General features: G+C 74.6%; 17 protein-coding genes. 8 read left to right on the top strand and 9 right to left on the bottom strand.

Going from position 1 to position 23,407, the window contains the following annotated elements; genetic code table 11:
• Positions 1 to 21: 21 nt before the first annotated feature.
• Both WME83_RS22150 and WME83_RS22145 read right to left on the bottom strand, forming a co-directional pair.
• Positions 22 to 1,683, bottom strand: a complete 1,662-nt coding sequence (locus tag WME83_RS22150) for an SBBP repeat-containing protein (protein ID WP_437321276.1) — start codon at positions 1,681 to 1,683, stop codon at positions 22 to 24.
• A 414-nt stretch (positions 1,684 to 2,097) separates the two neighbouring features.
• Positions 2,098 to 2,715, bottom strand: a complete 618-nt coding sequence (locus WME83_RS22145) for a DUF47 domain-containing protein (RefSeq protein WP_437321275.1) — start codon at positions 2,713 to 2,715, stop codon at positions 2,098 to 2,100.
• Between the two features lie 728 nt (positions 2,716 to 3,443).
• On the opposite strand from WME83_RS22145, the gene WME83_RS22140 reads away from it, so the two are divergent.
• Complete coding sequence (locus WME83_RS22140) at positions 3,444 to 3,995, top strand: carboxymuconolactone decarboxylase family protein (protein ID WP_437321274.1); 552 nt, start codon at positions 3,444 to 3,446, stop codon at positions 3,993 to 3,995.
• A 256-nt stretch (positions 3,996 to 4,251) separates the two neighbouring features.
• Here WME83_RS22140 and WME83_RS22135 read toward each other — a convergent pair whose 3' ends face one another.
• On the bottom strand, positions 4,252 to 5,664 hold the full coding sequence (locus WME83_RS22135; protein WP_437321273.1) for a hypothetical protein: 1,413 nt from the start codon (positions 5,662 to 5,664) through the stop codon (positions 4,252 to 4,254).
• 128 nt (positions 5,665 to 5,792) lie between these two features.
• Positions 5,793 to 7,820 carry a potassium transporter Kup gene (locus WME83_RS22130; RefSeq protein WP_437321272.1) on the bottom strand — a complete coding sequence of 676 codons (2,028 nt, stop codon included), beginning with the start codon at positions 7,818 to 7,820 and terminating at the stop codon, positions 5,793 to 5,795.
• Between the two features lie 240 nt (positions 7,821 to 8,060).
• Here WME83_RS22130 and WME83_RS22125 point away from each other — a divergent pair, with 240 nt between their 5' ends.
• The 4 genes from WME83_RS22125 (at position 8,061) to WME83_RS22110 (ending at position 9,879) form a co-directional block, all read left to right on the top strand.
• Positions 8,061 to 8,186, top strand: a complete 126-nt coding sequence (locus WME83_RS22125; RefSeq protein ID WP_437321271.1) for a matrixin family metalloprotease — start codon at positions 8,061 to 8,063, stop codon at positions 8,184 to 8,186.
• Positions 8,187 to 8,259: 73 nt separating this feature from the next.
• Entirely contained in the window at positions 8,260 to 8,427 is a 168-nt protein-coding gene (locus WME83_RS22120) for a hypothetical protein (protein ID WP_437321270.1), read from the top strand.
• Between the two features lie 100 nt (positions 8,428 to 8,527).
• Positions 8,528 to 8,701 (top strand): hypothetical protein, encoded by a 174-nt coding sequence (locus WME83_RS22115; protein ID WP_437321269.1) that lies wholly within the window; start codon positions 8,528 to 8,530, stop codon positions 8,699 to 8,701.
• Positions 8,702 to 9,051: 350 nt separating this feature from the next.
• Positions 9,052 to 9,879, top strand: a complete 828-nt coding sequence (locus tag WME83_RS22110; protein WP_437321268.1) for an SPOR domain-containing protein — start codon at positions 9,052 to 9,054, stop codon at positions 9,877 to 9,879.
• Positions 9,880 to 9,940: 61 nt separating this feature from the next.
• Here WME83_RS22110 and nikR read toward each other — a convergent pair whose 3' ends face one another.
• Both nikR and WME83_RS22100 read right to left on the bottom strand, forming a co-directional pair.
• Positions 9,941 to 10,384, bottom strand: coding sequence for a nickel-responsive transcriptional regulator NikR (gene nikR / locus WME83_RS22105; RefSeq protein WP_061627294.1), 444 nt, complete (start codon positions 10,382 to 10,384; stop codon positions 9,941 to 9,943).
• A 192-nt stretch (positions 10,385 to 10,576) separates the two neighbouring features.
• The gene (locus tag WME83_RS22100; RefSeq protein ID WP_437321267.1) at positions 10,577 to 11,695 is read right to left on the bottom strand and encodes a hypothetical protein; all 1,119 of its coding nucleotides are present in this window, start codon (positions 11,693 to 11,695) and stop codon (positions 10,577 to 10,579) included.
• Between the two features lie 358 nt (positions 11,696 to 12,053).
• Between WME83_RS22100 and WME83_RS22095 the strand changes: the two genes are divergently transcribed.
• The 3 genes from WME83_RS22095 to WME83_RS22085 all read left to right on the top strand — a co-directional run bounded on the left by WME83_RS22095 (position 12,054) and on the right by WME83_RS22085 (position 18,694).
• Entirely contained in the window at positions 12,054 to 13,286 is a 1,233-nt protein-coding gene (locus tag WME83_RS22095) for an SPFH domain-containing protein (protein ID WP_437321266.1), read from the top strand.
• Between the two features lie 118 nt (positions 13,287 to 13,404).
• Positions 13,405 to 15,441, top strand: coding sequence for a protein kinase domain-containing protein (locus WME83_RS22090; RefSeq protein WP_437321265.1), 2,037 nt, complete (start codon positions 13,405 to 13,407; stop codon positions 15,439 to 15,441).
• Positions 15,442 to 15,622: 181 nt separating this feature from the next.
• The gene (locus WME83_RS22085; protein ID WP_437321264.1) at positions 15,623 to 18,694 is read left to right on the top strand and encodes a response regulator; all 3,072 of its coding nucleotides are present in this window, start codon (positions 15,623 to 15,625) and stop codon (positions 18,692 to 18,694) included.
• Positions 18,695 to 18,712: 18 nt separating this feature from the next.
• Here WME83_RS22085 and WME83_RS22080 read toward each other — a convergent pair whose 3' ends face one another.
• From WME83_RS22080 to WME83_RS22070, 3 genes are read right to left on the bottom strand one after another with little or no spacing between them, the layout of a single operon-like run.
• A complete protein-coding gene (locus WME83_RS22080) occupies positions 18,713 to 19,822 on the bottom strand; it encodes an ABC transporter permease (RefSeq protein WP_437321263.1) in 1,110 nt (369 codons plus the stop codon).
• Positions 19,819 to 22,509: an ABC transporter substrate-binding protein gene (locus WME83_RS22075; RefSeq protein ID WP_437321262.1), complete on the bottom strand. Its 2,691-nt coding sequence runs from the start codon at positions 22,507 to 22,509 to the stop codon at positions 19,819 to 19,821. Before WME83_RS22075 ends, WME83_RS22080 begins: the two co-directional genes overlap by 4 nt.
• Complete coding sequence (locus tag WME83_RS22070) at positions 22,509 to 23,300, bottom strand: alpha/beta fold hydrolase (RefSeq protein ID WP_437321261.1); 792 nt, start codon at positions 23,298 to 23,300, stop codon at positions 22,509 to 22,511. The genes WME83_RS22075 and WME83_RS22070 overlap by 1 nt, the downstream gene beginning before the upstream one ends.
• Positions 23,301 to 23,407: the final 107 nt, after the last annotated feature.

Raw genomic sequence — 23,407 nt, 5'->3', positions numbered from 1 at the left:
CGCTCGGGCCCGAAGCCTGGCTCAGGGATCGAACGCGGCGATGAAGACGTCCGTCGCGCCGGCGGAGACGAGCGGGCCGCCGCCGAGATCGGCCGTACCGGTCAGGTGGCCTGTCACCGCGATCCACCCGTCGCGGTGGATCGTCAGGTGGCGCGCGAAGGCGCCGGCGAAATCCTGACTCCAGAGCTCCGCCGCATCTGGATCGAGCTTCGTGAGGCGAAAGCCCTGGCCTGCCGCCCCGTCGGATATCTCGACGATGTTGCCGCCCGGATCCAGGGCGAGGCGATCGCCGTGGGGGGCGACCCTGCTCCACAGATGCTCGCCCGCGGGCGTCAGCTTGGCCACGAACGTCGACGCGGGGGGCAACGGTCCTCCTCCGAGGTCGATCGCCTCCGCGACATAGCCGGAGAAGAGGATGTTGTCCGACGCGTCGATCGCGACGCTGCTGGCGGAGCCGCCGCCCAACACCGTGATGTCCTCGCCCTCGAAGGTGTTGCTCCAGAGCAGGGCGCCGGCTCCGTCGTGCTTCTTCACCACGATGGCCTGCTCGCAGGGGCATCCGGAACCGTAGCCGTCATGCCGCCAGGCGACCACGACGAGGTGGCCGGCGCTGTCGAACGCGACGCTCCCCTCGATCCCGTCGCCCAGGTCGTTCTGCGCCTCCCAGAGCTGATTGCCTGACGCGTCGAGCACCTTGACGGCGCTGTTCCCCTCGGGGCTCGGGAGCCCGCTATCGTGCAGCGAGCCGTACAGGATCGCGACGTTGCCTGTCGCGTCGACGGCGACATCGTACGTCTCGGGCTCCCATGCCACGTCGACCGGCGGATATCCCCTGCTCCAGAGGTGCTCGCCGTCTCCGTCGAACTTAGCGACGAACAGGGGCTCAGTGTTCTCGATGAAGCGCAGCGCGGGGGCGTGAGGCAGCTGGCCGCCGCCGAGGTCGACGGTCGCCGGGGGCGTGTCCGAGAAGCTGGGATCCCTCGCGACGTAGGAGCCGGTCAGGAGGACATCGCCGGCGGCGTCGACGGCCACGGCGCCTCCTCGCTCATGGGTGTCGGTCCCGAATCGCTTGCTCCAGATCACGTTGCCGAGCCGATCGAGCTTGACGAGGAAGATGTCCTCGCCGCCCGCGCTCACGAGCGGACCCGCCCCGAAGTCGACGGTCCCGGTGAACCACCCCGCGACGTACAGGTTGCCTGACGCGTCCACGGCGACGCCGTAGCCCACGTCGTTCCCCGCGGCGCCGAACCGCGCGGACCAGCGCGGCGCGCCGGTCGCTTCGCCGTGGCCGCCTTCGCCGCCGTGGCCACCTTCGCCGCCGTGGCCGCCTTCGCCGGCGCCGCCCACGCCGGCGCCGCCCACGCCGGCGCCGCCCACGCCGGCGCCGTGGCCGCCTTCGCCGCCGTGGCCACCTTCGCCGCCGTGGCCACCTTCGCCGCCGTGGCCACCTTCGCCGCCGTGGCCGCCTTCGCCGCCGTGGCCGCCTTCGCCGCCGTGGCCGCCTTCGCCGCCGTGGCCACCTTCGCCGCCGTGGCCGCCTTCACCGCCGTGGCCGCCCTCGCCGGCGCCGTGGCCGCCCTCGCCGCCGTGGCCGCCCACGCCGGCGCCGCCCTCGCCACCACCGTGGCCGCCTTCAGCGCCGCCGCCCTCGCCGCCGTCCCCGCCCGAAGACACGCTGCTCACCGCATCGCCGCCGCCGGTCCCCGGCCCACCCCCGGGGCCCCCCGCGCCTTCCGATGGCTCACACGCGATGGCGAGGACCAGGACCGCTGAGGCAGCGCCTCTCATGAGACAGATCAGGCCGGAGGATGACCTCCGCAGTGCATCACGATTGCTCATGCCCGTTGGTTGCGCGCCGTGGGGCAGGGATTCAACCCGCCGGCCGCAGCCGGAACGCGCCGCCCCGGGGGCGAGCCGCCCCAGGTTGAGCTCGCGTCGGTCGCGACCCGACCCACGTTGCGAGGCGGTCGCTGCGGGCCGACGTGCCGCCCGAGGAGCTGCCCGCAGTCGACGCCGCCCCCGTCCTCCTGCGGCACGTCATCGCGATCCGGCGCGGACCCTAGGTCGCCACGGCGAGGGCGGAGACGGCGCCGGCCGTCATGCGTGCTCGAGCACCACGCCCTCGATGACGTTGGCGACGTCCTCGCAGCGATCGCTGGCGTTCTCGAGCTGATCGTAGATGTCACGCCATTTCAGCACGAGCAGCGGGTCGTTGCCCTGCTTGAAGAGCGCCGCCAAGGCCACGCGGTAGTGCGCGTCGGCGTCGTTCTCGTGGCGGTTGATCTCGACGCACAGCTCGAGCAGCCGGGCGCCGTCCTTCACGTCCCGGAGCGAGCTCGTGGCCGTGCTCATGGCGATGCACGCGGCCAGGAGCGACTCTGCGAGGCGGCGCGCCTCCGGCGTCGCACTCTGGATCTCGAAGAGGACGATTCGCTCGCTGGCGGCCTCGATGAAGTCGAGCACGTCGTCGAGCCGGGTGATCAGCGCGTGGATCTCCTCCCGATCGAGGGGGGTAATCCAGGTCTTGTGCAGCGCGGCGAGGCAGCGATGCGTGATCCGGTCCCCCTCGTGCTCGATGTCCTTGATCTTCCTCGCGATGGCCGGGGCATCCTCGATCCGGTCGAGCATCTCCAGGAGGAGCTTGCTGGCGGCCACGCTCTTCTGTGCGTGCTCGGCGAGGGCGTCGAAGAAGATGGCGTCCTTCGTCAATCCCATGCCGTGTGATACCCCGGTGCTGGCCGGGGCGTCAATGCGTGCCAACGAACCAGACACCCCGTTAATCAACGACGACAACGGCGGCCGCCTCGCCTCTCGCGATGCCCACCGCCGGGGACCACGATCAAGCACGCTGAAGACGGATCGCTCCTCGTCCGCTCTGGAAGGCATTATCGAGTGTCACGAGCGCAAGCTCCCGATTCCGGAGCGGTGCGTCCCGGCGGCTCCCCTGGGCGCGCCGCGGCGCGCGAGCACGAGGCCCGGCGGGGCGAGGCGGGCGCGCTCCTCTCAGCGGCCCCAGGGGAGCTCCTGGAAGGACGGAGCGCCGCCGCAGGCGTCGAAGACGACCCGCCAGGATCCTCGCGCTGCCCTGCGCGACGAGCGGGGCCTTGACGCCGAGGTAGAGCGCGCGCCGGTGGAAGGCAACGCCCTCGAGGTCGAGCTCGCGCGTGCCGCGGGGGGCCCGAGCGCCGCGGCGCGCTCGGCGCTCGCATCCGGCGCCAGGGCGACACGGGCGGCCGCGGCGCCCCGTACCTTGCAGGATCAGGCAAGGTCCCGCCAGGATCCGGCATTGTCGGCGCCCCCGGGCGTGCTTTGAATTCGCCCTGCCGGCGGCGAAGTGCGCCGCAAGCAGAGGAGCCCCTTCGTCCCATGGAACTGGCGCAGACGATCTGGTTCGTCACGGGAATCCACACCTCTCCGTCCGCCGTTCGGCTCGGGGAGGTCCGATGAGCACCGGCCGTCCCCTGGGGCGCTGCGGCCGCGCGGCACGGCTCGCCGCGGCGGCCCTCGCCGCGGCGGCGCTCGCGGGCTGCGCCGCGACCGGGCCGGCCCGCCCCGCGTCGCCGCCCCCCGCGTCGCCGCCGGCCGCGTCGCCGGCGCCCGCGGCGGCAGGCGACCGCTTCGCCCGGGGCGAGGCCGTGCTCGGCCGGCTCGACCCGGCGGCCCCCCGGCGCGTCATGGAGGTGTATGCGGGCGTGGCGCCGGACTTCGGCCGGTACGTGATCGAATATCCGTTCGGCGATATCTACGCTCGTCCGGGCCTCGACCTGCGGACTCGGCTGCTGACCGCCGTCGCCGCCCTGGCCGCGGTGGGCGACTCGGAGGTGCCGCTCGGCAACCACCTCCGCTACGCGCTGAACGTCGGGTGCACGCGCGAGGAGATCGTGGAGACGATCATGCAGGTCTCGGTTTACGCGGGGTTCCCGCGCGCGGTGAAGGGGCTCGCCGTGCTCGAAAAGGTGCTCGCGGAGCGGGCCGGCGACGGCGGCGCCCGGTGAGGCCGCCATCGACCTGCATCGCGAACGCCTCGTTCCAGAAGTCCGAGCCGGGCAGGGCGCTCCTCGCGCTCATGTCGGGACCTGGTCGACGAGATCCACGGCGGGCCGGGTCGTCGGTTCTCGAGCGTCAGCCCCTTCCGCTGAAATGGCTTGAAGCGCGCGCTCGGGTCCTCGTTCTGATTCGGGTCTCGACGCATCCTCTCTCGATCCATTCCGGCCCTCTCGGCGCGCCGCCGCCGGCGAGCGCGCCCGCGGCTCACTCCGGAAAGAACGTCTCGACCGTGAGCGCCGGCGTCCCCTCCGCGTGGACCCCGCCGAGCAGCGCGAGCGTCCCGTTCGGCGCGGGCACCACGGTCGCCCCGCGCCGCGGCTCCCGGAGCGGCAGCTCCTCGACCTGGGCCGCCGCGAGGTCGACAACGAAGCTCCTGGTCAGGCCGCCCGCGCCGGCCTCGGCGCCCACGGCGAGGAGGCGCCCGCCGGGCAGCGCGAACGCCGCGACGTCCGCGATCGCCGCCGGCACCGCGGCCCCCGCGACCTCCGCGGCGGCGCAGGCGCCGGCGCACCCCGGCGCGAGCCGCCGCGTCGGCGCCGCGGCGCCGCCCTGCACGCCGCCGACCAGCACGATCTCGCCAGGCCCCGTCACGGCGGCGCCCGCGCCCTTCACGGCGTCCGGCGGGAACGGCCGCGGCTCGAACGCGGTCGCGCCGTCGGCGAGCACCTCCAGCCCGGCGGCGTCCGCGTCCTCGGCGCTGCCGCCCGCGACCACGAGCCCCACGCCGTCGACCCACACCGCCGCCGCGCCGGCCCTCGCGTGGCGGAGCCTCGCCACCGAGAGCGCCCCGTTCGTGGCGACGACGAGCACCGCGTCCGAGGGCTCGCCCGGCGCCTCCGCCGGCTCCACCCCGCGCGCGGCGCCCACCACGAACGAGCGCCCGTCCGCCGCCGCCACGGTCCGGCCGCCCGCCACCTCCGCGAACGAGCCGAGCCCCGCGGGCAGCGACGCCTCGGCGCTCTGCCCCGACACGACGTCGGTCCAGGTCGCGCCCTCGCCGTCCAGGGTGAGCAGCAGGCTCCCCCGGACGACGAGCGACCGCGCCGCCCTCGGGAGCGCGCCCCGGGACGCGCCGCCGCCCCACAACGCGAGGTCGTAGGCGTCGAGCCGCGCCGGGTCGACGTCCGCCGCCGCGGCGCCGTCCGCCGCGTCGCCGCCGGTGAGCACCACGTAGCGCTCCGCGAGGGCCGCGCCGGGCGCGCCGACCCGCGACGCCGCGAGCTCGCCCGGGGGCCGCGCCCACCCGCCGGTCCGCTGGGCGAAGAGCGGCAGCACCTCGCCGGTGAGGCCGCCGAGGTAGATCCCGGACGCCGAGCGCCCGCGCACCACGGTCGCCCCGCCCGCGTCGAAGCCGCGCACCTCGAACGTGTACGCCCGCTCCGCCGGGATCTCGCCGAAATCGAGCTCGCCGCCCGGCGCCGCGGCCGCGGACACGGCGACATCCCCCTCGGCCGACGTCGCGGTCACCTCGATCCGGGCGACGGGCGGGTCCTCCTGGAAGGCGGCCGCCTCGTGCCCGGGGACGACCTCGATCGTGAGCGGGCGCGGCTCGGAAGCGCAGCCCGGGAGCAGCAGACCGAGCGCAGGCAGGACGCGGCCCATCGGCGGGATCTTCATGGGGGCGGATCCTTAGCGCCGCAGCCGCACAAAAGCATCGCGGAGGCGCCGCGCGGCGGCGGGGCGGCGCAGGCCGACGGCGCTCGAGCATGCCCGCGCCCGCGCGATCGGCGGCGGCGGCGAGGCCGCTACAGGTCGATCTGCACGCCGAGCTCCACCACCCGCTCCGGCGGGAGCCGGAAGTAGCCGGGCACCGCGCCGGCGTTGCGCGCCATCACCGAGAAGATCGTCTCCGCGACCTTGCCCATGCGCCCCTTGTCGGTGGCGAGGAGCGTCTCGCGGCCGAGATAATACGTCACGTCCGCGAAATCGATGGGCACCCCGCGCTGCGTCGCCGCCAGCCGCAGGAGGGCCGGCACGTCGGTCGACTGCATGAAGCCCGAGTGGACGATGAGCTGGTGAACCCCCTTGCCGACGCTCGTCAGCTCGAGCCTCTGCCCGTCGGCGACCCGCGGCACGTGCTCCGTGACCACGGTCAGCAGCACCACGGTCTCGTGGAGCACCTTGTTGTGCTTGAGGTGGTGCGAGAGCACGTACGGCGTCTTGCCGGCGCGCGAGCTCAGGAACACGGCCGTGCCCGGGACGCGCGCGCCGCAGGACGCGTCGAGCCCGCGCACGAACGCCTCGATCGACGGGACCGCCCGCGTGAAGCGCTCGGTGAGGATCGCGCGCCCTCGCTTCCAGATCACCATCATCGTGAACAGGACCGCCGCGATGACGACCGGCACGTACCCGCCCTGGAAGAACTTGAGCAGGTTGGCCCCGAGGAACGGCAGATCGAACGCCAGGAAGAGCAGCAGGAGCGGCAGCGCCTTGGCGAGCGGAGCGCCCCACGTGTGCCGCATGACCACGAAGTAGACGATGGAGGTGATCCCCATCGTGCCGGTCACCGCGAGGCCGTAGGCGGCGGCGAGCCGGCTCGAGTGCCGGAAGATCAGCACGAGCGCGAGGCACCCGGCGGCGAGGGCCCAGTTCGTCGCGGGGATGTAGATCTGCCCCTCGGCCGTGCTCGAGGTGTGGAGCACCTGGGTCCGCGGCAGGTACCCGAGCTGGATCGCCTGGTGGGTGAGCGAGTAGGCGCCGGAGATCAGCGCCTGCGACGCGATCACGGTGGCCATGGCCGAGAGCGCGACCAGCGCGTAGGTGAGGGGGCCCTTGGGCACCATCGCGAAGAACGGGCTCTCGGCGGCCTCGGGCGACTGCAGGAGGAGCGCGCCCTGACCGAAGTAGTTGAGCGCGAGCGCCGGCAGCGCGAGCCCGTACCAGGCGAGCCGGATCGGTCGGCGCCCGAAGTGCCCCATGTCCGCGTAGAGCGCCTCGCCGCCCGTGATGACGAGGACGACCGACCCGAGGATCGCGACCCCGTGGAGGCCGTGGGCGGCGAAGAAGCGCGCCGCGTGCGCGGGGCTCAGCGCGGCGAGCACCGCCGGGTTTCGGGCGATGAACGCGAGCCCGAGCGCGGCGAGCGCGAGGAACCAGACGGCCATGATCGGGCCGAAGATCTTGCCGACGCGCGCCGTCCCCCAGCGCTGCACGCTGAAGAGCCCCACGAGGATCGCGCAGGTGAGCGGCACGACGAGCGGCTCGAGCGCGGCGGTCGCCACGGCGAGCCCCTCCATGGCGCTCAGCACCGAGATGGCGGGCGTGATGACGCCGTCGCCGTAGAGGAGCGCGGCGCCGAGCACCACGAGCCCGGCGACCCACCCGACGCCCTGTGTTCCGCGGGCGCGCAGCCGCTCCGGCACCAGCGCGAGCAGGGCCAGGATGCCGCCCTCGCCCTCGTTGTCGGCGCGCGTGATGAAGGTGACGTACTTGACCGAGACCACCATCACGAGCGACCAGAAGATGAGCGAGAGCAGCCCGAGGACGTTCTCCGGCGTGGGCGGGACGCCGTGCGCGCTGCTCACGCACTCCTTGAGCGCGTAGAGCGGGCTCGTGCCGATGTCGCCGAAGACGACCCCGAGCGCGCCGAGCGCGAGCGCGGCGGCGCCGCCGCGGTGGCCGTGCGCCTGCGCCGCGCCTCCATCCGCGCCTTGTCCCGCCGCGCCGTTCTGCGCGGGGCCGTCGCCTGCGCGCGTCGCCTCTTGTTTCATCGCTCCAGGAGGAGCCGGCCGAGCGCCGGGAGGAGGGGGCTCGGCGGAACCCGGGTCATCCATGGGGCGGAGTCATAGCGCTGGCCGTCGTGAAAGCCCACCGCAGCACGCGCGCCCGGTCAGCGATGGGACAGGGTCGCGGAGGCGGCGCGGCTGTGGACCGCGGGCTGGCCTCGCCAACTGACCTTCGATTTCAGGCGGGACACGAACGACACCCACATCCGGATCTCGTTCCGCTACCCCGGCTCGTGGTCTGTCATCGGCACGACGTGCAAGAAAATAAAGGACCTCCGCAGACCCACGATGAATTTCGGCTGGCTGACCCTCGAGAGCACGCAGGCCGACGTCGAGAGCGTGGTCCTGCACGAGTTCGGCCACGCGCTCGGCCTGATTCACGAGCACCAGCACCCCGAGAACGGGATCAAGTGAAACAAGGAGAAGGTCTTACGAGGACCTCTCCGGCCCCCCCAACGACTGGGACAAGGAGACGATCGATTTCAACATGTTCGAGGCCTACAGCGAGGCCGAGGCGGCGCACTCGACCTTCGAGCCGCACTCGATCATGAGGTATGCGCTCCCGGCGAGCTGGACGGAGGACGGATTCTCGACGGGCTTCAACACGGCGCTGTTGTCGAAGGACAAGCGCTTCATCCGAGAACAGTATACTTGAGCGGCGCCGGGCGCGCCTACGGTCGCTGCTCTCCGACGTGGGACGGGCGCTCCTCGCGGCACGCGAATCCTTGGCGCAGCTCACGCACCACGAACGCATCATGGGGTTCATACTCCCGGCCTTCTACCTGCGCCTCCATGGGAATCCGGCGGAGGCGCTGGGCCTCATCGACGAGGCGCTCTTGATCGAGCGAGCGGCCCGGTGGGCGCAAGGCAACGGAGAGCCGACCGATCTCGCGCCGGAGGTCATCACGAACGCCTATTTCCGGCAATGAATCCAGCGTATCTCCGCTGTAGCTACCGTGGATCCCGGGGATCCCGAGGCTCCCGCGGTTCACGAGGATCCCGCTCCTGCGGCACCCGAGGCTCCCGCATAGGCGTGAGTCTCGCCCCACCCGAGCGCGCCGGCCCAGCGATGCCCCGTCGAGAACTTTCCCCGCGGCCGCCGCGCGTGCGAGGCTGCCCGGCCCGAGCCGAGGCGCGGGCTCGCCGCCGAGCGCTCCGTCCAGCGCGCGTCGATGACCGCGCAGCCAGCGAACGGGCCTGGTTGGTGGATGTGGGATAAAGTAAGACACGAAAGTTGTCGCGTCCCGGCCGGGCAGGGTAGACGGGTCGAGGAGGAAGCATGAGGCGCAGCAAAGGCGAGAGCATGGACACCGGGGCGGTGCGGAACCTCGAGGAGATCCAGGAGGAGGATCCCGGGGCTCGCCCGTCGCGCGCGGGCGCGCTGGTGCTGGCCTCGCTCGGCGGGGCGTGCATCGTCTTCGCGGCGGTGGCGCTCCTGCGCGCGCCGGCTCGCGAGAGGCCGGTCAGCGCCGATCCGCTCGGCGATCTGGTCGCGCGCGCGCACCCGGCCGGCGTGAAGCCGGCGCCGCGCCCCGCCACGATCGGGGAGCACGTGACCTTCCCCGCGATCCTCTCCGACGCGGAGCACCCGACCACGGCGCTCGAGGCCGTGCGCGACCCGCGGGCGGCCAAGGCGGCCGCGTCGGCGCAGCCGCCGGCCGCCGATGCGGGTCCGCCGCTCGCCGCGGATCGGCTGCCGGTGGTCCCGCTGCCGGCACAGCACGTCCTCGGGCCCGCGGGGGGCGAGGTCGCCCCGAACGACACGCTCACCGCGATGGCCCGCCACGTCTCCCGCGAGGAGGGGCCCGAGACCGAGCGCGGCGGGCCGGGCGGCTACCAGCTGCAGGTGAGCTCGTTCAAGGATCCCGCCGACGCGGAGGGCTTCGCGGCGGCCCTGCGCCGGCGCGGTCACAAGGCGTATGTCGAGCCGGCGTACGTGAAGGGTCGCGGCCTGTGGCACCGCGTGCGGATCGGCCCCTTCAAGTACAAGCGCTCGGCCGTGATCTACCGGCAGGAGTTCGAGGCCAAGGAGCGCCTCGTGACGTTCATCGTCGATCCGCCGAAGACCACGGTGAAGGTGGCCGAGACGCCCGGCGACGACGCGTAGCCCGGGGATCCGGCGAGGCGCTCACGCACGGGCGAGCGGCGCGGCGCCGGCTTGCCCGGCGTCAGCCCCGCGGCCGGCGCGGCGCCTCGGGCGGCGCCTCCGCGAGCGCCGCGGCCGGCGTGAGCGCGCAGGACAGGACCCCCTTGGCCCCGGCGAGCTGCCCGGCGAGCCCGGACAGCTCCGCGCCGCGGCCCTTCAGCACCATGACCTGGAGCACCCGGCCCTCGTCGAGGCGGACCAGCAGGCTGGAGACCACCGACCCCGCGTGCTGCTCCTCCAGCTCGGAGATGCGCAGCACGAGCTCCCGCACCTCGGGCGCGTAGACGACGGTCAGCGTCGCCGCCACCTCGGCGCCCTCGTCCCACGCGGCGCGCGTCAGGTCGGCGCGGACCAGGTCGCGCAGCGCCTCCGAGCGGTTCTCGTATCCCTGCGCGGTGATGCGCCGATCGAACTCGGCCAGCAGCGCTCGATCCATCGCCACGCCGAAGCGGACCAGGTCGCTCATCGTGGGCGCAGGCTAGCGGGGCATGGGTCGGGGCGGGAAGGGGGCTCGCCGCCCGGAGCGCGCTTCGCCGGCGGCGGGGCGAGCGCCCGCCGGCAGCCGCGCGAGCGCTCGCCCGCTCAACTCGTGCCCCGTTCAGCTCGCGCGCCGCTCCACTCGCGCGCCGCTCCACTCGCGCGCCGCTCCGCTCGCCGCTCAGCTCTTGCGCCGCTCGAGGTGCCGCCGCGCGGCGTCCTTCACCGGCGAGGTCACGTTCTTGCTCTTCGCGATGCCCCGGAGGTCCGACTCGCGCAGGTGCTGGACCAGCCGCGTCGCGACGAGCACCGGCGTCCTCGGGTTCTCCACGAGGTTCCGCTTCACCGTGTAGCTCTTCAACCACTCCGGCGTGGTCGCGATGATCCGCAGCACCTCGTCCGAGATGTTCCGGTTGCGGCTGATGAGGACGACCTCCTCCTCCTGCATCTGCGGGCTGCGCACGGCGGCGCTCGCCACGAGGCGGTTCGAGTCGCGCACGAGGAGCATGCGCTCCTCGCGCGAGCCGAGCATCGCCCGCCGGATCCGCTGCGACATGGTCATGTCGGCGAGCCGCTTGTAGAGCGGGACGTACTGCGCCTTGATCTCCTCTTTCCCCTCCTCGTCCTCGACGTGGGTGTCCACCGGCTCGTCGGCCGCGAGCGCCTCGGAGAGCGCCTGCGTCTCGACGAACATCACGTCGTCCGGCGTGGGCTCCGGCGACGGCTCGGCGATGAGCTCGTCCTTGATCGCGATGCTCACCTCGCGCCACGCGGGGATGCCCGTGAGCTCGACCCCGTTGCGGGAGGCGAGGTCGACGAGACGGTCGGCCGTCGACATCCGCGTGTTCTTGTTGAGGTAGAGCCGCTCGATGACGCGCGGGCTCTTGAGCAGCCGCTCCTCGTTCACGGCGATGAGCTCGGTCACCGCCTCGCTCCCGGTGCGCGCGAGCTCCTCCAGCGTGTCCGCGGCGATGCCCGGCATCGCGCAGAGCCGCTCGATGACCGGGAGGCGGTCCGCGTAGAGGCGGGCCAGCCGGTCGATGACGGCCGGCTGCAGCTCCCCGCCGAGCGCGCCCTGGAGGAGCGGATCGGGGAGCGCCGACAGCGTCTTCTCCGCCGTCTCGCGGGCGGGCTCGTCCTCGCGCGACGCGAGCAGCACGAGCAGCGTCACCACCTCGCCCGGCTTGAGCCCGGGGGCGATGCCGCGCGCGGCCATCTCGCGGAGCTTCTGCGGCGCCCCCGGCTGCGCCATCTTCTGCGCGGGCGGCGAGAGGGAGGAGGCGTCGATCGGCGGGATCATCGCGCGCTCCTCCCCGCCGACGCCGCCGCCGCGGGCGCGCGGCGGCGGGGCGAGCGCGTCGCCTGCCGGGCGGCGGACCTCGGGATCTCGGGTGACGCCGGCGCGCGCGGCGCGGGTTTCGTCCGTTGCGCCGGTGACGCGAGCGAAGCGACGGGCATGCGGTCCTCCCCGGCGGGCATTGCTGCCCTGCGATCTGCGGATTATCCTGAGGCCGCTGTGTGCCTGAAAGGCGCGGCGATCGTCAACGGAGAACGAACAGCGCAGGTCGAGCGCGCCGCCTGTCAAAACGAGCCCGAGGTCCAGGGGGGCAGGGAACCGGCACGCCCGTCACATCCAGCACACCGAAGAGGAGCGCGACATGGGGATTTTCGATTTCGTGAAGAGCGGCGTCCGCGAGATGATGATCGCGCGCCCGGACGCGGCGAAGCATCTCATCGTCTACAAGCACCCGGACCAGAACGTCCCCTTCTGGTCGCAGCTGACCGTCGACAGCGATGAGTGTGCCCTCTTCTTCAAGGACGGGCGGTACGTCGGTTACCTGCCGACGGGGCGCCACACCCTGCAGACCCAGAACATCCCGTTCCTGAACAACCTCGTCAACAAGTTCACGGGCGGGGACGTCTTCATCGCCGAGATCTTCTTCGTCAAGACGCAGCCGGTCCGCGGCGTGCCCTTCGGCGGGCCGCTGGAGTCGATGGAGGACCCGATCCTCTACGAGTTCGTGACGCCGCGCATCTTCGGTGAGTTCTCGCTGGTCGTGGTCGATCCGGTGCGGTTCGTCGTCGGCTACCACGGCCAGTGCGGCGGCAGCGGCGACAACGACGTCGTCCTGAGCTGGATCAAGGGCAAGTTCTTCATGAGCGTGAAGACCGTGATCGGCCAGGTCTGCGCGCAGCAGCAGAAGAGCCTGCTCAACCTCGGCGGCATGAGCATGGAGCTCGGCGCCCGCATCGTGCAGTCGGCGCCGAACCTCGAGGAGATCGGCTGCAAGATCCTCGAGATCGGCAACTTCAACATCAACTTCTCGGCCGAGGACCAGAAGCTCCTCCGCGAGGCGAACAAGGCCCGCGGCGAGGCGCGCCGTGGCATCGGCGTCGCGCAGGACACCGCCCGCGCGAAGCAGTTCGAGCTCGATCAGCGGTTCCAGCAGGACGCGCGGTACGTGCAGCAGCTGGCGGGCAACTGGCAGAATTACGCCGCCGGCCAGGCCATGATGGGGGCCGGCCAGGGCATGGCGCAGGGCGGCGACGGCAGCGGCGTCGCGGGGCTGGGCGCCCAGGTGGCGATCGGCGCCGGCCTGGCGCAGGCGATGAACCCGGCGCTCGCGGCGCAGGGGCAGCCCCAGTTCGTGCCGCCGCACATGCAGCAGCAGGGCTACCCGGGCGCGCCGCAGCAGGGCTACCCGGGCGCGCCGCAGCAGGGCTACCCGGGTGCGCCGCAGCAGGGTTACCCGGGCGCCCCGCAGGCCGCCCCGGCTGCAGGGCCGTCGATCGAGCAGCGCCTGGAGCGCCTCGCGGATCTCAAGAACAAGGGCCTCATCACGGACGAGGAGTTCCAGGCCCGCAAGGCCAAGATTCTCGAAGAGATCTGAGTCTTTCCGGGCGCTCTGGCCGCCGCGCCCCCAGGCCCGTAGGGGGCGCTCACCGCGTTCGCCACCTGATGCCATCTGATCCGAAACACCGCACGCGCTTTCGGCTAGACTCGCCGGGGTGCCCGTCACGCTCCGCATGGCCGGGGATGAACCGCCCGAGATGACCGACGGCGAGTCCGAAGCTGCCGAGCTGTTCCATCGGGAGGATATCCCGCAGCCGCACGGAGGCACGCTGGCCTCGCAGCCGCCGCCGCGCAGCGACGCGCCTTCCGCCCACGGCTCGGTGCCCCCGGCCTACGGCTCGGTGCCTCCGGTTCACGGCTCGGTGCCTCCGGTTCACGGCTCGGTGCCTCCGGTTCACGGCTCGGTGCCTCCGGTTCACGGCTCGGTGCCTCCGGTCCACGGCTCGGTGCCTCCGGTCCACGGCTCGGTGCCCCCCGCCTACGGCTCGGTGCCTCCGGTCCACGGCTCGGTGCCCCCCGCCTACGGCTCGGTGCCTCCGGCGCGTGGCTCGGCGCCGCCGCTCTCGCCGCGCGGCTCGACGCCCCCGGCGCGCGGCTCGGCGCCGCCGCTCTCGCCGCGTGGCTCTGCGCCGCCGCTCTCATCGCGCGGCGAGGCCCACCTGGCGTTGCCGCCGCTGCCGCCGCTGCCCGCGCGCGGCGACGGGTTCCCGGCGCGCCGGGGGAAGGTGAAGCAGGTCCCGCGCGCGCGGCGCTGCCCGACCTGCAAGCTGACCTTCTCCGGCGACTCCCGCTTCTGCCCGTTCGATGGCGACCCGCTCGCCGACGCGCCCGACTGGAACCCGTCGGCCGATCCGCTGCTCGGGCGCACGATCGACGGCCGCTACGAGGTGCAGGCGGTCGTCGGCGAGGGGGGCATGGGGACGGTGTACGAGGTGCGCCACAAGTCGCTCGGCCGCCTCTTCGCCCTCAAGGTGCTCCGGCGCGACATCGCGCAGGACGCCGAGCTCGTCGCCCGATTCATCCAGGAGGCCAAGGCCGCGGCGGCGATCGGCCACCCCAACATCGTCGCCGTCAGCGACTTCGGCGCCCTCGAGGTCGAGCCGGGGCAGCCGGAGCTGCCCTTCTTCGTCATGGAGTTCCTCACCGGGACCTCCCTCGCGGCGCTCCTGCGCACCGAGCGGACGCTGCCGGCCCCGCGGGTCGGGGAGATCATGCTCCAGTGCGCCGCGGCGCTCGGCGCCGCGCACGCGGCGGGCGTCATCCACCGCGATCTCAAGCCCGACAACGTGTACCTCGTCCGCAACGGCGACCAGGAGTTCGTCAAGCTGCTCGACTTCGGCGTCGCGAAGGTCGCCGGCGGCAAGCGGCTCACCCGCATCGGCATGGTGTTCGGGACGCCGCACTACATGAGCCCGGAGCAGGCGGAGGGGAAGCGCATCGACGCGCGCGCCGACATCTATGCGCTCGGCGTCCTCATGTACGAGTGCTTCGCGGGGCGCGTCCCCTTCGAGGCGGACACGTACATGGGCGTGCTGACCAAGCACATGTACATGTCGCCCGAGCCGCTCGAGCAGGTGATGCCCGACGCCTCCGCGCTTGGCGCGTTCGGCCCGATCGTCATGCGCTGCCTCGCGAAGAACCCCGAGGAGCGCTTCTCCTCGATGGCCGATCTCGCCGCGGCCATCGAGCTCGCCGTCGAGGCGCCGAGCCGCGCCGCCGCGACCCTGCTCCAGGAGGAGACCCCGCGCCGCGAGGCGCTGAAGCTGCGCGAGCACGACGAGATGCTCGGCGCGGTCCAGGTGCCCAGCGAGCCGTCCGAGCCGCTCTCGATGGCCGCGCGCGTCGCGATCGCGCTCGCGGCGATCCTCGTGCCCATCGCGATCGCCTTCGGGTTCCGCGCGCTCCGCGCCTCGGCGCGCGAGGCCCCGCCCGAGGCCGCCGTCCCCGGCGCCCTCCACGCGGCGACGGCGGCCGTCCCCGCGCCCGACGAGCCGCCGCCGCCGCCCGCGGCCCCGACCCCGACCGCGTCCGCGGCGCCGCTCGCGCAGGATCCGGAGCCGCCCCGCTCGCACGGCACGGCCTCCGCCGTTCCGGCGAAGCCGGCCGCGCCCACGGCCCGCCCCTCCGCGCCGCCCGTGCCCCCCTCGAGGCCGACGGCGACCGGCGATATCATCGATCCCTGGCAGCGCTGATCGCGCGAGCGACCCACGACGAAACCTGGCCTTCCTCGGCGTCCTGTGCTCACGATGGGCGCCGGCGATCACCGGGCCCACGGCGGCGGGACGAGCGATCGACGCCAGCGGCGACGCTCGGGGCAGAGCGCTTGACAGCGTCCGCTCGGGCTCGCCATCCTTCGCGAGGCGGAAACCTCTAGTGGCCAAGCAACAGCTCCTCCTGGTCGACGCGGATCCACGCAGCGTTCGGGTCCTCGAGGTCAGCCTGAAGAAGGCCGGTTACAGCGTGACCACCGCGACGGACGGAGCGGACGCCCTCGCGAAGCTCGAGGTCTCCACGCCGGACCTCGTCCTCAGCGACACCCGCCTGCCCCACGTGGACGGCTACGCGCTCGTCCGCAAGATGAAGGAGCACGCCGACTGGGCGTCGATCCCGGTCGTCTTCCTCACGAGCCAGCGGTCGATCGAGGACAAGATCCGCGGGCTCGAGCTCGGGGTCGAGGACTACCTGACCAAGCCGATCTTCGTGCGGGAGCTCATCGCGCGGGTGACGCTGCTGCTCGCGCGGCGGACGCGCGAGGGGATCACGACGCGGCATTTCGCGACCACCGGGCGGACGAGGTTCTCCGGGTCGATCCTCGACATGAACGTCGTCGATCTCCTGCAGACCTTCGAGGTGAGCCGGAAGAGCGGGATCGTCCACCTGTCGCACGCGGACAACGAGGCGCAGGTCTATTTCCGCGAGGGGAAGGTCGTCGACGCGACGCTCGGCCGGCTCTGCGGCGAGGAGGCCGTCTACCGCGCGCTCCTGTGGAACGAGGGGACGTTCGAGGTCGAGTTCTGCAAGGTCGACAACCCCGACGTGATCGAGACATCGACCCAGGGGCTGCTCATGGAGGGCATGCGCCGGGTCGACGAGTGGGGCCGGCTCCTCGAGGCGCTGCCGTCGCTCGCCACCGTCTTCGAGGTCGACAGCGAGGAGCTCCTGGAGCGGCTGAACGAGATCCCCGACGAGCTGAACGGCATCCTGCGCCTGTTCGACGGCAAGCGGACGCTGATGCAGGTGGTCGACGCGTCGCCGTTCGAGGATCTCTCGACGCTCTCCACCATCTCGAAGCTCTACTTCGAGGGGCTCTTGGTCCCCGCCGCGGCGCTCCCGCCCGACGACGTGGTGCCGAGCGAGCCGGAGGCGGCGTTCCACGACGAGTTTTCGCCGCTCTCGTCGCCGTCGAGCGCGCGGCGCTCCAATTTCCCGGACGGCGGCAACGCCGGCGCCGACGATCTCGAGGACGCCGCGGTGGTCCCCGCGCCGCTCTCGAACCGCCACTCGCCGGCGGTGCTCCCGCGTTCGCGGCCCGGGCACGAGCTGCCCGCGCCGGCCGCGGACCCCGACGCGGAGTCCGCCGGGCGCCCGGTGACGGCCCGCAGCGCGGTCCACGGGGCCGTGGCGGTCGGCCGGACGGGCGGCGCGGCGGGGCGGGCGCCGTCGGAGCCGCCGAGGAGCGCCGCGGTGGGCGCGGTGCGCGCGGGCGCGGCGGGGCGGGCGCCGTCGGAGCCGCCGAGGAGCGCCGCGGTGGGCGCGGTGCGCGCGGGCGCGGCGGGGCGGGTGCCGTCGGAGCCGCCGAGGAGCGCCGCGGGCGCGGGCGCGGTGCGCACGGGCGCGGCGGGGCGGGTGCCGTCGGAGCCGCCGCGCGCGGGGCGGGCGCCGTCGGAGCCGCCGCGGCCCGCGGGGCGGGTGCCGTCGGAGCCGCCGCGCGCGGGGCGGGTGCCGTCGGAGCCGCCGCGCGCGGGGCGGGTGCCATCGGAGCCGCCGCGCGCGGGGCGGGTGCCGTCGGAGCCGCCGCGCGCGGGGCGGGTGCCGTCGGAGCCGCCGCGGAGCGCTGCAGCGGCCATCGAGGCCCGGGCTGCGCGCGCGCACGCAGAGATCGACATCGACAAGGACACCACGCTCGCCAGCAGCGACGAGGCCCCGCTCACGCGACCGCTGGTGACGCCGCGCAGCTTCGCGCAGAAGCACCGCGCGGCGAGGAGCGACCGTCCCGCGGCCGCGAGCGCTCCCGCCGAGCAGCGCGCCCGATCCGAGGCGCCCGAGCCCGCGCCGCCGCTCCCGCCCGCGCCGGCGCCCGAGCCCGCGTCGACGGGGGAGCCGGTTGCCGCGCCGCCGCCCGCCGGCGACGAGCGCGCCGCCGCGGTGCCCGCGTCGACGGTCCCCACGCTGCGGCCCCGCCCGCCGAGCGACGCGCCGCCGGCCGTCGCCGTCCCGCGCGAGGCGCAGCAGGCGCAGGCGCCGCTGCGCGGCGAGGCGGGGGGCGGGGAGGCGCGCCCGCTCGAGGCGGCCGCGGCGCCGCCGGCCGGCGCAGCCGCGGCCCCGGGGGCGAGCCTCTCGGCGGCGCTGGACGACGCGCCCCCGAGCGACCCCGAGCCCATCACCGAGAGCGAGCGCTTCTTCCTCGGCGGCGGGGTGAACGCGCCGGCGCGGCTCGCGGCGCAGGGGCACCCCTCCGCCGACGACACCGATACGACCGCCGGCGCCGTCGAGGCCACGCTCTTTCGCCCCCGCCAGGAGGAGCGCCGGGCGCGCGTCGCGCGGATCGCGATCGGTCTGGTCACGGCGCTCGCGATCGGGGCCGCCGGCGTTTGGCTGATCGGCCAGGCGCGGCACCCCGTGCCCCCGGCGCCGATCGACGCGCCCGAGCAGGCGCAGGAGCAGAGCTCCGGCGCCGCGATCGAAGCGGCTCCGGCCGCGCCGGAAGGGGCGCCGACCGCCGCCTCCGGGCTCTCCACGGCGCCCCCGTCCGACACCCCGGCGGACCCGCCGTCCGACCGCGCGGCGGCCGCCACCGCGGCCTCGACGAGCCCCGCCGCCGGGCCAGCCGCGGCGAGCCCCGCCACGACCACCGCCCAGCACGGCTCGCCCGCGCCTGCGGCCCCGGCGGCGCCGCCGGGCGCTCCGACGCACCAGGCCGCCGCGCCGGCGCGGGCGCCCGCGCCGCCGCCGAGCGCCGCGCCCGCCGCGCCGGACGAGGAGGGCGGGTCCCTGTCGGCCCGCGTGATGCGCGCCCTGGAGTCGGGGCAGACCGGCAAGGCGGTGCAGCTCGCGCAGCAGCTCACCGCCGCCTCGCCGGGGAGCGCCGCGGCGTGGCACCTGCGCGGCGCCGCCGAGCAGGCCGCGGGGCGCGGCGGTCGGGCCTCGTTCCGCAAGTGCGCCGAGCTCGTCGCGCCCGACTCCTCGCTCGGCGCCGAGTGCCGAGCGCTCGCCGGCGTGCCCTGATCTGACCGCGCGCGGCGCTCAGCGCGACCGCGACCTGAGCCGCGGATCGAGGGCCAGCGCCGCGAGGTCGAGCGCCACGGTGGCGAGCACGATCGCGGCCGCGGCGAAGAGCACCGTCCCGACGAGGAGCGGGCCGTCGCGGTTCTGCAGCGCCTCGACGGCCATGCTCCCGACGCCGGGCCAGCGGAAGAGCCGCTCCGTGACGATCGCGCCGCCCGCCAGCGCGCCGAGGTCGAGCGCCGCCAGCGTGGCGAGCGGCAGCAGCGCGTTGCGCAGCGCGTGGACGACGAACGCGCGCAACCGGGAGGCGCCCTTCGCCCGCGCGGTCCGGACGAAGTCCTGGCGGAGCAGCGCCCGGAGCTCCTCGCGCACGACGCGCGCGTAGAGCGCGCTGCCGAAGAGGCCGAGGGTCAGCGCCGGCAGGACGAGCGAGCGCAGGTGATCGGCCGCGGTGACGCCGTACCCGTCGTAGGGCAGCAGGCGGAGCTTGTAGGCGAGCATGTACTGCAGCGCGGGGCCGATCACGATGGTCGGCGCGCTGGCGACGAGCAGGGTGACGCCGAGCGCCGCGTGGTCCCAGGCCGTCCCGCGGCGGGCCGCCGCGACGAGCCCGAGCGCGAACCCGAGCAGGAGCTGCACCGACAGGGCGGCCAGCGCGAGCTCCAGCGAGCGCGGCACCTTCGCCTCCAGCAGGTCCACGACCGGCTTTCGGTAGTGGAAGCTGTAGCCGAGATCGAGGTGCAGGCCGAAGGGCCCGGCCGCGCAGCTCCGGTGCTCCGGGTCGCCGCGCGCGCCCGCGTGCGGGTGCGGCGCAGCGGGCTCCGGGCCGAGGTGGACGAGCCGGCGCACGAACCGCGCGAACTGCACCGGGACCGGCCGATCCAGCGCGTAGACCGTCCGGACGCGATCGACGTCGGCGGCGGACGCCTGCGGCCCGACGAGCATCCGCGCCGGGTCCCCCGGCAGGAGGTGCGCGATCGCGAACGAGACGGCGGTGACCCCGGCGATCACGATCGCCGCCCACCCGAGGCGCCGGAGCAGGTGCGCGATCGCGGCGCCCGCCGCGGCGGCGCGGCCCGCGCGAGCGGCGCTCGTCGCGGCGGTGCGGCGTGAGGGCGCGGCGCTCATCGCGGGGGCACGGCGCGCGCGGGCAGCGCGCGGAGCGGCGAGCCGCGCGGCGGCGCGCCCGCGCGCGCCCCGGCGGCGGGCGCGGCCCGCGCGGCCGGGTCGAGCCAGACGCCGTCGAAGCGCGACGGGACCACGGCGGAGCCCTCGTAGCCGCGCACGTAGGGCTGCCAGAGCTCGAGCATGCCGATCGTGTACGTGGGCACCCAGGGCGCGCGATCGCGGACGATGCGCTCGGCGCGCGCGTAGAGCTCGAGGCGCCGCGCGCGGTCCTGCTCGCCGTGGGCGGCGTCGAGCGTGCGATCGAGCTCCTCGTCGCTGAAGAAGGCGAAGTTCTGCGAGCCCTCGTCGCGGATGGCGCGCGTCGAGAGCGTCGGCTCGAAGAAGCTCGCGGGATCGGGGAAATCGGCCTGCCACCCGGCCCAGCCCATCTGGACGGCGCGGCGCCGCGACGCCTCGGCGAGGTAGGTCGCCCAGCTGACGAGCCGCAGGCGGACGCGGAGGCCCACCTTCGCGAGCTGCTGCTGGAGGATCTCGCCGACCGCCTGCTCGAAGGTGTCCGGGATCGCGATGTACTCGACGACCCCCGGGTAGCCGCCTCTCCCGGTCGCCGGGTCGAACGCGTACCCGGCCGCGGCCATCTGCGCGAGCGCGCGCGGGAGATCGTGCGTTCGCATCGGCTCGTCGCGCGGGGGGCCGGGGATCGACGGCGGCAGCACCCGGTCGAGGGCGAAGATGTCGGGGCGCACCTTCTCGAGCACGGAGGGGTCGACGGCGAACGAGACCGCGCGCCGCACGGCGAGCTGGTCGAACGGCGCGAGCTCGGTGTTGAGGAAGACGGCGTTGGTCCTGCTCCGGGTCACCCAGCGCGTATACCCCTTCCACGCGGGGTCGGCGCGGTAGGTCGCCGCGTCGACCCCCGTCAGATCGCGCAGGTAGTCGAGCTCGCCCTCCTCGAACTTGTAGCGCTGGGTCGTCGCGCGCACCCCGGTCTGCCACTCGATCGCGTCGAGGTACGGCCGGCCCGGCCGGAAGTACCCCTCGTGCCGCGCGAGCCGGACGCCGGCGTCCTGGTCCCACCGCTCGACGCGGAACGGGCCGGCGCCGCACGGCGGGGGAGGGCTCGCCGCGTCGACCACGGCGCCGGACGAGGGGCACACCGGCGCCATGAAGCCGAGCGTCATCCGCGAGAGGAAGGTCGCGTCCGGCGCGCTCAGATCGATCGCGACGGCGTGGTCGCCGAGCACCCGCACGCCGGCGAGGTGCGGCGCCGCGCCCGCGTGGTACGCGGCGAACCCCTCGATCATCTCGTACTGGCTGGCCCCCGGGCTCGGCGTCCGCGGGTGCAGCGTCCGCTCGATCGAGCGCTTCACGTCCGCGGCGCGGAGCTCCGCGCCGTCGTGGAAGCGCACGCCCTCGCGGAGCGTGAACACGTACGTCCTCCCGCCCCGCTCGACCGCGACCTCGCGCGCGAGCTCGGGCGTGACGCGGCCGCCCTGGTCCCACGTGACGAGGCGGGCGAAGACGAGCTCCGCGACGATGCCCGAGACCTCGTCGTAGGCGATCGCGGGATCGAGCGTGCGGATGTGGCCCGTGGTCGCGAGGCGCAGGGTCCCGCCGCGCACGGGCGCGCCGGCCGTCGCCTCGCCGCCGCCGAGCGGCGGCCGCACGCGGCTCGGCGAGGCGCCCGAGAGGAGGAGGAGCACCGCGCCGGCGAGGAGCAGATCGACCGGCAGGCGCCGCCCGCGCGGGAGCTCGTCGCCGGCGGGATCGAGCGCGTCGCGGAGCCCCTCGCTCGCGCGGTGGAAGCCGAGCACGGTGAGCACGATGAGGAAGCCGGGCGCCGCGACGAGCATCGGCTTCACGCCGAGGTAGGGCTCCGCCTCGTGCAGCATCCGGCCCCAGGTCGCGGTCGGCGGCTGCACCCCGACGCCCAGGTAGCTGAGCGTGCCCTCGGCGAGGATCATCTGGCCGGCGAGGATCGTCGCGAGCGCGAGCAGCGTCCCGCCGACGTTCGGCAGGACGTGCCGCCGGACGACGTGCAGCGTCCCGGCGCCGAGCGCGCGCGCCGAGGCCACGAACTCGCGCTGCGCGAGCTCCAGCGTCTTGGCCCGGACGACGCGCGCCACCCAGGTCCACCCGGTGAGGCCGAGCACGAGCAGGATCGTCCCCACGTCCGCGCGCCCCACGGCGACGCCGATCGCGGTCACGAGCAGGAGGTACGGCAGGGCGAGGATCACGTCGATGAGCCGCATGAGCGCGCCGTCGAGCGCGCCGGCCCGCGTGCCGCTGGCCATGCCGGCGGCGACCCCGACGACCGCGCCGAGCGCCGTGGCGAGCGCCGTGGCCGCGAGCGCGATGCCGAGCGAGAGCCGCCCGCCGTGCGCGAGGCGCGCGAGGAGGTCGCGGAAGAGCGGGTCCGTCCCGAGCCAGTGGGCGGCCGACGGCCCCGGCGGCGCTCCGAAGGCGTCGCGGGACAGGCGGAAGTCGCTCGCGTTCGGGTCGTGGCCGACGACGACCGGCCCCAGGGCGGCGAACAGCGCGAGCAGCGCCACGATCGCGAGGCCGAGCAGCGCCGACCGGTCCGCGAGCAGGCGCGCCGCCGCGTCGTCGCCGAGGAGGGCCCGCGCCGCGCGCCGGCCGGCCCGCGCCGCCCAGCGCGCGAACGCGAGCCGGGCAGGGCGATCCATCACCGCTTCCCTTCGAGGAACTGCGTCACGAGCGCGACGAACTCCTCCGGCCGCTCCTCGTGGGGCGAGTGCCCGGCGTCCATGATCTCGAGCATCGCGCCGGAGATCTCGCGGGCGAGCCGCTGCGCGCCCGCGGCCGGGAAGATGCGGTCGTCGCGCCCCCACACGACGAGCGTCGGCGCCGTGATCCGCGTGAGGCGCGCGACGACGGGGCGCGCGTCGAGCACCGCGCGCATGACCGCGTGGGCGCTCTCGCGCGCCGAGGGGGCGTTGAAGAGGTCGTAGTGCCGGTCGATGCGCGACAGCGGCACCGCCGCGTCCGCCCGGAACACATCGTCGCGGAAGAACGACCGGAACATCCTGCGGCCGTGGAGCTGCTTGAAGACGATGCCGCCCACGACCGGCAGGAGCGGGAGCTTCATCCGGAAGCTCATCGGGAACGGGTAACAGAGCGCGTCCTCCAGGACGAGGCGCTGCACGAGCTCCGGGTGCTCGGCCGCGAGCGTGATCGCGACGGCGGCGCCCATGGCGTGGCCGACGAGGTGCGCCCGGCCCACGCCGAAGGCGGCGATGAGGTCGGCCACCGCCTCGGCGAACGTCTCGATCCCGTAGGCGTACCGCGCCGGGCTCGGCTTCTCGCTCTCCCCGAACCCCGGGAGGTCCGGGGCGATGACGTGGAAGCGCTGGGCCAGCGCGTCGATCACGTCGTCGAACTCCAGGTGGCTGACGAGGAAGTTGTGGATCAGGAGGAGCGCCGGGCCGTTGCCGGCCCCGGCGACCAGGACCCGCATCCTGACACCCCGGGCGGTGACATCCCTGATGACGCGCTCGACGGGTCGGGGGGCGGCGGGCGAGGCCGCGCCCCGACCCTCGCTGGCAAGGGCCTTGGCCATGGTGG

Origin of the sequence: Sorangium sp. So ce385 (assembly GCF_051474135.1) — a bacterium.
In the GTDB taxonomy this organism is placed as follows: Bacteria; Myxococcota_A; Polyangia; order Polyangiales; family Polyangiaceae; genus Sorangium; species Sorangium cellulosum_D.
The sequence above is the reverse complement of the archived record's forward strand: the minus strand, read 5'-3'. Positions and strand labels throughout refer to the sequence as shown.